The organism is Kribbella sp. (genome assembly GCF_035687465.1).
Taxonomy (GTDB): domain Bacteria; phylum Actinomycetota; class Actinomycetes; order Propionibacteriales; family Kribbellaceae; genus Kribbella.
Window position 1 is genome coordinate 1 of sequence record NZ_DASRXP010000032.1, and the last position, 8346, is coordinate 8346.

General features: G+C 68.6%; 9 protein-coding genes. 3 read left to right on the plus strand and 6 right to left on the minus strand.

Annotated features, from left to right (window positions below):
- The 4 genes from VFG33_RS01560 to VFG33_RS01575 form a co-directional block, all read right to left on the minus strand.
- On the minus strand, positions 1 to 446 hold a 446-nt coding region (locus tag VFG33_RS01560), incomplete at its 3' end, for a bifunctional DNA primase/polymerase (protein WP_325021549.1).
- Positions 447 to 507: 61 nt separating this feature from the next.
- Complete coding sequence (locus VFG33_RS01565; RefSeq protein ID WP_325021551.1) at positions 508 to 1320, minus strand: class I SAM-dependent methyltransferase; 813 nt, start codon at positions 1318 to 1320, stop codon at positions 508 to 510.
- Between the two features lie 76 nt (positions 1321 to 1396).
- On the minus strand, positions 1397 to 1960 hold the full coding sequence (locus VFG33_RS01570) for a cysteine dioxygenase (protein ID WP_325021553.1): 564 nt from the start codon (positions 1958 to 1960) through the stop codon (positions 1397 to 1399).
- A complete protein-coding gene (locus tag VFG33_RS01575) occupies positions 1957 to 2862 on the minus strand; it encodes an amidohydrolase family protein (RefSeq protein ID WP_325021556.1) in 906 nt (301 codons plus the stop codon). Before VFG33_RS01575 ends, VFG33_RS01570 begins: the two co-directional genes overlap by 4 nt.
- 145 nt (positions 2863 to 3007) lie before the next feature.
- On the opposite strand from VFG33_RS01575, the gene VFG33_RS01580 reads away from it, so the two are divergent.
- Positions 3008 to 4021, plus strand: a complete 1014-nt coding sequence (locus tag VFG33_RS01580) for a LacI family DNA-binding transcriptional regulator (protein WP_325021558.1) — start codon at positions 3008 to 3010, stop codon at positions 4019 to 4021.
- Between the two features lie 85 nt (positions 4022 to 4106).
- On the opposite strand, the gene VFG33_RS01585 is transcribed toward VFG33_RS01580, so the two are convergent.
- On the minus strand, positions 4107 to 5555 hold the full coding sequence (locus VFG33_RS01585) for a GAF domain-containing protein (protein ID WP_325021560.1): 1449 nt from the start codon (positions 5553 to 5555) through the stop codon (positions 4107 to 4109).
- Between the two features lie 139 nt (positions 5556 to 5694).
- On the opposite strand from VFG33_RS01585, the gene adh reads away from it, so the two are divergent.
- Positions 5695 to 7218, plus strand: coding sequence for an aldehyde dehydrogenase (gene adh / locus VFG33_RS01590; RefSeq protein WP_325021562.1), 1524 nt, complete (start codon positions 5695 to 5697; stop codon positions 7216 to 7218).
- Between the two features lie 4 nt (positions 7219 to 7222).
- On the plus strand, positions 7223 to 7600 hold the full coding sequence (locus tag VFG33_RS01595) for a DUF779 domain-containing protein (protein ID WP_325021565.1): 378 nt from the start codon (positions 7223 to 7225) through the stop codon (positions 7598 to 7600).
- Positions 7601 to 7677: 77 nt separating this feature from the next.
- On the opposite strand, the gene VFG33_RS01600 is transcribed toward VFG33_RS01595, so the two are convergent.
- On the minus strand, positions 7678 to 8238 hold the full coding sequence (locus VFG33_RS01600) for a hypothetical protein (protein WP_325021567.1): 561 nt from the start codon (positions 8236 to 8238) through the stop codon (positions 7678 to 7680).
- Between the last annotated feature and the right edge of the window lie 108 nt (positions 8239 to 8346).

The window sequence follows — 8346 nt, forward strand, 5'->3', positions numbered from 1 at the left end:
CCGCCAGTCTCGAGCAGCGTGCCCGGCGCTGGCACCCAATTGGATACTTCCCCCACCCCACCACCCCGGTCGCCACCGACGCCGGCGTGCAGTACACCGCCCGCGGCAGCCACCTGCGCGGCCGGAATCGAGCCCGGCACCAGAAAGAACCACCAGCGCCGGTGCGCCGGCGCCATCGCCGTCGGGCACGCGGTCTTCAGCAGTTGATTCAGCAAGGCCCCGTACTCCGGCGGTACGTCGACAACCTCGAATCCCTCGGTGATCAGGGCGATGTCCCACCCGCACTCACTCCAAATGAGCCTGGCCCGAGCCGCATCCCGAACCACCTCACCAACGAGATGCGGATCGACGCAGGCGCGCCGGCAGACGCAACTCCCGTGCCGCGGGATCGCCAGAGGAGCCACCGGCCACCCGTTGTCGGCGTACCGGACAGCGCGTTCACGCATCTTCCGCGCCCGCCTGCGACGGACCCACCGCGCCAGACGGATCTGCAGACCGGGCCAACTGTCAAGCACGCTGGCCGACCGCGAACAGCAACGAACTCGAGGGCACCAGTTCCGGGAAGCCATCGGCGATCCGCGAACAGTCCAGTGCGGTCTGCAGCGGATCCGGCTCGCGGAGACTCTCCGGCAACGGCTCGCCCTGGAAGTGCGCGTCGATCGTCACCGTCAACCAGCCACCCGGCCCCGTCAGCCCGTGCAGCGTCACCGCACGGAGGCCGGCGTTCGTCAGTTCCGTCCGGAGCTGAGTGGTGGTGTGGTACGTCGTCTGCGCCATCCGCTCGTTGTCCGGGCTGAACCCGGTCTCGAGGATGTCCGTCACCACCCCGCGCCGCAGCAACAACTTGTTGGCGAGCGTGGACCCGATCAGGTTCGCCGCGCGATTGATCGCGATCACCGCGACGAACCCGCCGGGCCGGATCACCCGGATCGCCTCCCGCAGGGCCAGCCGCCGATCGGCAGCCTCCGGCAGGTGGTACATCGGGCCCGCCAGCAACACGGCGTCGAAGTACTCGTTGTCCCAGGGCAACCGCCGCGCATCCCCTTGTACTGCGCTGATCCCGGCGGCTGTGGCTTGGTCGACGTGGTGCTGCACGGGGTCGAGCAGCTCGACGGAGTACCCGCGCTCCTTCAGCCAGCTCGCGTGGATCCCCGGCCCGCCGCCGATGTCCGCGACCTCGGCGGGCGGTTCCGGGAGGTACCGCGTGAGCAGATCCTGCACTCGGGCGAGTTCGAGCCGGCCCTTCAAAGTGGACCGCAGCCGGCTCGCCTCGTCATGCCTGTCGGTGTAGTGGCTCTCGATATCAGCCTGCGTCGTCATGCCACCCGACTCTGCTGACTCCACCCGGGGCAGCAGCAGGCCAGATCCCGGGGCAACCCGGGGCAGATCCTCGAGGTCAGTCGAGGGGGCGCAACTCGTCGGCGTACGAGACGGAGACGCGGCGGAGGACGCCTTCCTTGACGGAGTACTGGCCCATCCGCCACAGCGGCGGGCTGTAGGCGTGGACGGTGACGCTGCCCTTGTCGCTTCCGACCACGCGGTGGATGTGGTCCGGGCCGAAGCCGTAGACGTCGCCCGCCTCGATCTCGGTCTCGATCGACTCGGTCCCGATCGCCAGGTTGTGTTCGACCAGCTTGCCGCGGGCCACGGCGACTGCGCCCGAGGAGACGTCGTGATCGTGCCAGCCGGTGTCGTTCACCGGGGTCCAGCAGATCAGCCAGACGTCCACGTTGGCGTCGCGGTGCAGCGAGGCGAACACGCGCTCCTCGTCGCTGTAGGCGACCTTGTCCTCCCACAGGTGCGGCTGGGCGGCGATACCGCCGGCCAGTTCGGCGAGTTCACTGGGGTCGAGATCACGCCCAGGAAGGTTGTCCAGCGACAGACAGTCGTTGAGCTCCACGAGCCGGCTGGCCTGGCGCGCGGGTACGACGGGTAGGTCGGAAACGGGCTGAGCAGTCACTGCACTCCCCTCTCAGGAGGTGGCACCGGTCCGTACAGGAGCCGGTGCGGGTTGGCTTGGCGAATCACCGCGGTCGCGGCGTCGCCCTGGCGGAGGTCGACGGACCTGGCGTACGGCCGGTCGGTGCCGTGCACGACCTGGTCGATGCCGAGAATCCGGGCGACCGCGTCGATCCCCTGCGGGCCGTAGCTCGAGGTGTCGACGTACAGGTTGGTGTCGATGGTGCCGAGACGACCGCCGCGGGCGGCGAGCCTCTCGTGGTGAACCGGGGCGAGGCCTGCCGCGGCGACGAAGCACAGTCGCAACTGCGGGAAGGAGGCCCGTCCACCAAAGGCGTGCCAGGCCCACCAAGCAGCCTGGAGCTGGATCGTGTAGTCGACCACCGGGGCCCACCAACCGGGCACCTCCCCAGCCGGCGCCGCCGCAGTACCGGGGTGCACCAGGATCGGCTTGTTCAACCGCTCGGCGACCTCGAGCAATGAGCCGACGCCGGCCCAAGCTGCCGGCGTACCGAGGATGTGAGCAGGCAACTGCAGCCCAAGGAAGCCGTCGGCAAGGAGAGCAGCCACGCCATCGAGATCGGGCTCGAGCAAGTTGACCGCGGCCCAGGGCTTGAAGGGCTCGGGCAGCTCCGCGGCGCCGACGTGCCACGCGTCCAGCAGGGCCAGGTCACCGAGCTGCTCGATCCCCAGCGGGCTGGACAACGAGACACCGGCCAAGGTCGTCCCCGCGTCCTGCTCCAGGGCGATCCGCTTGTCGACTGCGTGCGCCGCCGGATCCACCTCGTACGGCGGTTCGCCGGTCGTGTGCAACGTCCAGCCGTCCAGGTACGGCGCGGTCGTGCGAGCCCGCAAGCGGTCGACGAACTGGGCCGGCCACAGGTGCTGGTGGACGTCGATCATGGGCTCTCCTCTCGCGGTGTTCTGGTGGTGGCGGTCATTTTGAAGCGCTTCAAGACAGACACAGTGAAGCGCTTCAAAGGCTTCCTTGTCAAGCTACTGTCCAGCCAGACGTTCTTTGTCGGTGCCTGCCACTAGGGTGCTTGGTATGCCCGGAAGTGGCCGTAGGCCAACGCTCAAAGACATCGCGGCCGACACCGGCCTGTCGATGGCTGCGGTCTCCTACGCACTGCGAGGACTGCAGGGAACGCCGGAAACCCAACAGCGCGTGCAGGAAGCCGCCGAGCGCCTCGGATACCAGGTCGATCCGGTCGCGCGCGCTCTCGCCTCCGGCAGGAGCGGTTCGGTCGGAGTGCTCTGCGCCTCGCTCGAAGACCTCTGGCAGCAGCGCCTGGCCGCGGCCCTCGGCCGCGAGTTGCTCGCGCCCGACCGCAACGCCTGGATCATCGATTCCGCCGGCGACGCCGACCGTCAGCTCCAGCTGGCCCAGCACCTGGTCGACCACCGGGCCGACGCGATCGTGGTGATCCCGATCGACCCGGCTGCGAAGGCCTGGGCCAAGATTGCCCAGCAGGCGCCGGTGATCGCGATCGGCGACGCACTGCCGGCGGCCAAGGCCAAGTCCGAGGTCCTCTTCGACAACGAGGCCGGAGTCAGTACTGCGCTGCGCCGACTGGCCGAGGCGGGTCACCGGACCGTCGCCGTGCTGAGCCCATCGCGGCGCGTAGAGGTCGAGCGGCCCGCGGAGGAGATCGCTCAGCGGATCGCGTTCGGCCTGAAGCTGAAGGTCCGGATCATCCCCTGTCCGCACGACCTGAACGGTGCCACCGACGTCGCCCGCGAGCTGCTCAGCTCGAAGCCACGGCCCACCGGCATCCTGGCACTGGCGGACTCGATGGCCTTCGGTGTGTACGCCGCGTGCGCCGAGCTGGGGATCCGCCTGCCGGACGAGCTCTCGCTCCTCGGCTACGACGACCAGCCGTTGTCCCGGCTGCTGACGCCGCCCCTGTCCACCTTCCACTGGCCGCTCGACGAGCTGGTCGCGGACGTGGTCGCCCGGGTGACGTCGGCCGTGGACACCAACCGCCGGGTCCGCCGGACCACGGTCGAGCCGACCCTGATCGAGCGTGGATCGGTCGCCGCCCCGCCCGGCAGGGCGTGACGGCGACAACGAGTCATCCACGACGATCACACCAGCGAAACTAGACCAGCCTGGTGCACTTAAAGTCCGGTGTCCACTATCTGAACTAGTCCGCCAGCCGGCCGAGTCTGGCCGCGACAGCGGGACGGCGGCGGTCGAGAGCGGGCAACTCGAGCTCCAACCGCTCGAACACCTCCAGGTCCTCGGCGCCCACCGAGGTCTGCGCGTAACGCCAGATCAGGTCGGCGTCACCAGAGTCCAGTACTGCGCGGCGCAGCGTCGCGTCGAGCTCGGCTCGTTCGGCGCGCAACGCCGGCGCTTCGGACCGCTCCAGCAGCGGACCGGAGTACAGATCCATGGCCAGCGGCAGATCTCCGGAGCGCATGGCTGCCTGGACGTCGGTGATATCGCCGGTCACCTCGGCGATGATCCGGTACGGCTTGGTGTCGAGCACCCCCAGGCCGAGCAAGGTGCGCAGCCGGTGCATCTCGGCGCGAACCGTCGTCGGGTTTCCCTCGTCGCCGTACAGGTGCAGCATCAACTGCTCCCCGGTGAGCCCGGCCGGGTGCAACAAGAGCAGTGCGAGCACCTCGGCCCGTCGCAAGGTCAGGCTGATCTCCCGGCCGCCGACGACGGCCATCGGCTGGCTCGAACCAAGGAGTCTCAGTCGCAGCGAGGTGCGCCGGCGGCGTACCGGGCCTGGGATGCGGAGAAGGTAGCCCTCGTCGAGCTGCTCGACCACGGCCTCGCGACCGTCGCCGAGCTGGATCCGGTCGGCGCCGTCCGGGACGTCGAGCCGGTTCGGCAACGAGGCCAGCGGCTGGACCGCGAGGACCCTGCCGGTCGCGGTCAGCAGCGCGCCCGGTGCCTCCCCGAGCGCGATCAGGTGCCGCATGTTGCGAGCACGCAGTTGCTCGTCGGCAGCCGCCATCCGCACCCGCAGCTGTCCCTCGGCCAGCTGCGCGGCTGCTGTCACCAACGCCATCATCGCCGGGTGGACAGTGCGCAGCGGACCGGAGACGTCGACCGCGCCGACCAGCTTGCCGGTGTCGGGATCGTGCACTGGCGCCGCGGCACACGTCCACGCGTGGATGCGACGGACGAGGTGTTCGGCCGAGTGGATCTGCACCGGCTGGTCGGCTGCGAGCGCAGTACCCATGCCGTTGGTGCCGATCGCGTCCTCGGACCAGACCGCACCTTCGGACAACGCGATCCGGTCGGCCTGCCGCCGTACCTCGGCAGCGCCCTCCCGCCAGAGGATCAGTCCCTGTGCGTCGGTGACGATCATGATGTGCGACGCCTCGTCCGCGAAGGTGGTCAGCGTCTGGCGCAGGATCGGCAACACCGCGTTGAGCGGGTGGTTGTCCCGCAGGGCCTCGAGCAGGTCGGCCGAGATCATCACCGGCGGCGCGTCGAGTTCGGGGTCGACCGAAGCCGCCAGTGATCGTTCCCAGGATTCGGCGACCAGCGGGCGCGGCTGACCCGGCACCCGGTCACCACCGAGCACCTGGTCGTACAACTGACTCAGCCGGCGCGCCTTCTCGGGTGCGTCCACAGGGGCCAGCCTCGCCCGGAAACGGTCCCCGTTCAAGGGATGACCGGGAAGCTGCGCGATCGACGCAGCGCGATGCAACGTTCATGCAACGTCACCGGACCTACTTTGCGGGCACCGCCCATCCATCTGAGGAGGACCGATGACCATCTATGCGGCTCCTGGGCAACCGGACAGCCCGGTCGAGTACAAATCCCGGTACGACCACTACATCGGAGGCGAGTGGGTACCGCCGGCCAAAGGCGGGTACTTCGAGAACCCGACCCCCGTCACCGGCGAGAACTTCACCGAGATCGCGCGAGGCACCGCCGACGACGTCGAGCGCGCCCTCGACGCAGCGCACGGCGCGGCACCCGGCTGGGGCCGGACGTCGGCCGGCGAACGCGCGAACATCCTGAACAAGATCGCGGACCGGATCGAGGACAACCTCGAACTGCTCGCGGTCGCGGAGACCTGGGACAACGGCAAGGCGGTCCGCGAGACGCTGGCCGCGGACATGCCGCTGGCGATCGACCACTTCCGGTACTTCGCCGGCGCGCTGCGGGCCCAGGAGGGCTCGATCTCACAGGTCGACGACGACACCGTGGCCTACCACTTCCACGAGCCGCTCGGCGTCGTCGCCCAGATCATCCCGTGGAACTTCCCGATCCTGATGGCGACCTGGAAGCTGGCGCCGGCACTCGCGGCCGGCAACGCGGTCGTCCTGAAGCCGGCCGAACAGACCCCGGCCTCGATCCACGTGCTGATGGAACTGATCGGCGACCTGCTCCCGCCGGGCGTCCTCAACATCGTCAACGGGTTCGGCGTGGAGGCCGGCAAACCGCTTGCCTCTAGCAACAGAGTGGCCAAGGTCGCGTTCACTGGTGAGACCACGACCGGTCGCCTGATCATGCAGTACGCGTCGGAGAACATCATCCCGGTGACGCTCGAACTCGGCGGCAAGAGCCCGAACATCTTCTTCGACGACGTCGCCACCAGCAAGGACGACTTCTACGACAAGGCGCTCGAAGGCTTCACGATGTTCGCGCTGAACCAGGGCGAGGTCTGCACCTGCCCGTCGCGGGCACTGATCCAGGCCGGCATCTACGACTCGTTCCTGTCCGACGCGAAGGCCCGGACCGAGGCGGTCAAGCAGGGCAACCCGCTGGACACCGACACGATGATGGGCGCCCAGGCCAGCAACGACCAGTACGAGAAGATCCTGTCCTACATCGACATCGGCAAGGCTGAAGGCGCCAAGGTGATCACCGGCGGCGAGAAGGCCGATCTCGGTGGCGACCTGAGCAGCGGCTACTACATCCAGCCGACCATCTTCGAGGGCGACAACAAGATGCGGATCTTCCAGGAGGAGATCTTCGGCCCGGTCGTCTCGGTGACGAAGTTCGACGACTACGCCGACGCGATGAAGATCGCCAACGACACCCTGTACGGCCTCGGCGCCGGGGTCTGGACGCGGGACATGAACACCGGATACCGGGCCGGGCGGGAGATCCAGGCCGGCCGGGTCTGGACGAACTGCTACCACGCGTACCCCGCGCACGCCGCCTTCGGTGGCTACAAGAACTCCGGCATCGGCCGGGAGAACCACAAGATGATGCTCGACCACTACCAGCAGACCAAGAACCTGCTGGTCAGCTATTCCCCGAACAAGCTCGGCTTCTTCTAAGACCATGGTGGAGAGGGTTACGTTCACGGAGACGGCGGCGGAGTTGCTCCGCCGCCTGACCGAGCTACACGGCCCGTTGATGTTCCACCAGTCCGGCGGGTGCTGCGACGGCAGTTCACCGATGTGTTTCCCGGACGGCGAGTTCAAGACCGGCGCGGCGGACGTCCAGCTGGCCGATCTCGTCGTCGACGGACTGGACAAGCCGATCGCCTTCTGGATGTCGGCGAGCCAGTTCGAGTACTGGAAGCACACCCATCTGACCGTCGACGTGGTGAAGGGCCGGGGCGGCGGCTTCTCGGTCGAGGCACCGGAGGGTGTCCGCTTCCTGATCCGGTCCCGGCTCTTCAGCGACAGCGAATCGAGGGAGCTGGGGCTGCTCTGAAGAACTTCCGGGTGCCTCGCGCACCCGGGACGAGCGAGTACCGACCGTCCGGTGGCGTTGCCGGACGGTCGGTGCTCTTAGCCGCCCAGGTGGGCCGTGAGTTCGGCGGTACTGCGAATGCCGTGGTCGAGGACCGCGTTGTAGATATCGGTCCCGCCGACCTCGTCCGGGTAGCCCGGGTGCTCGTCCTTGAGCCGGAGAATCGCCAGCTTCTGCTCAGGAGTCGCGGCCCGGAGGCGATCGGCGTCGGCGACATGCGGGCGGGCGATCGGGTGCAGCCAGAAGGTCAGGTCGACCTTCCAGACGGCGGTCGCGCCCTCGTACCGGAGTACGGCATAGAACCGCTCGTCCGTGGGTGAGGGGGTCGGCCGGCGGTCGCCGCGCTCGTCGCGGAAGTCCGCCGCCAGCAGCCCACCAGCCTTCGCGATCTTGGCCAGACCGGCCAGCACCTCGTCGGCCGTCGCCGAGGGCGCGATGAAGACGACATCCAGATCACGCCACGCCATCAACCCGGACAGGGCGCTGCCGACCACCTGGGGTGGACCGAAGGCGGGAAAGGCCACCTCGAGGTCCAGCCGGCGCAGTACCTGCCGGGCCTCGGTCTGCAACGCCTCAGCCCGCGCCAGAAGATCCGTCATGTCCACGACGTTAGGGTCCGGACCCAGCCACCGCCACAGGTTTGCCTTCGGCCCCTAGAGACCCTGGTCGGGATCGGCGGCGCGCTGTTCGACGACCGCGACCTGCTC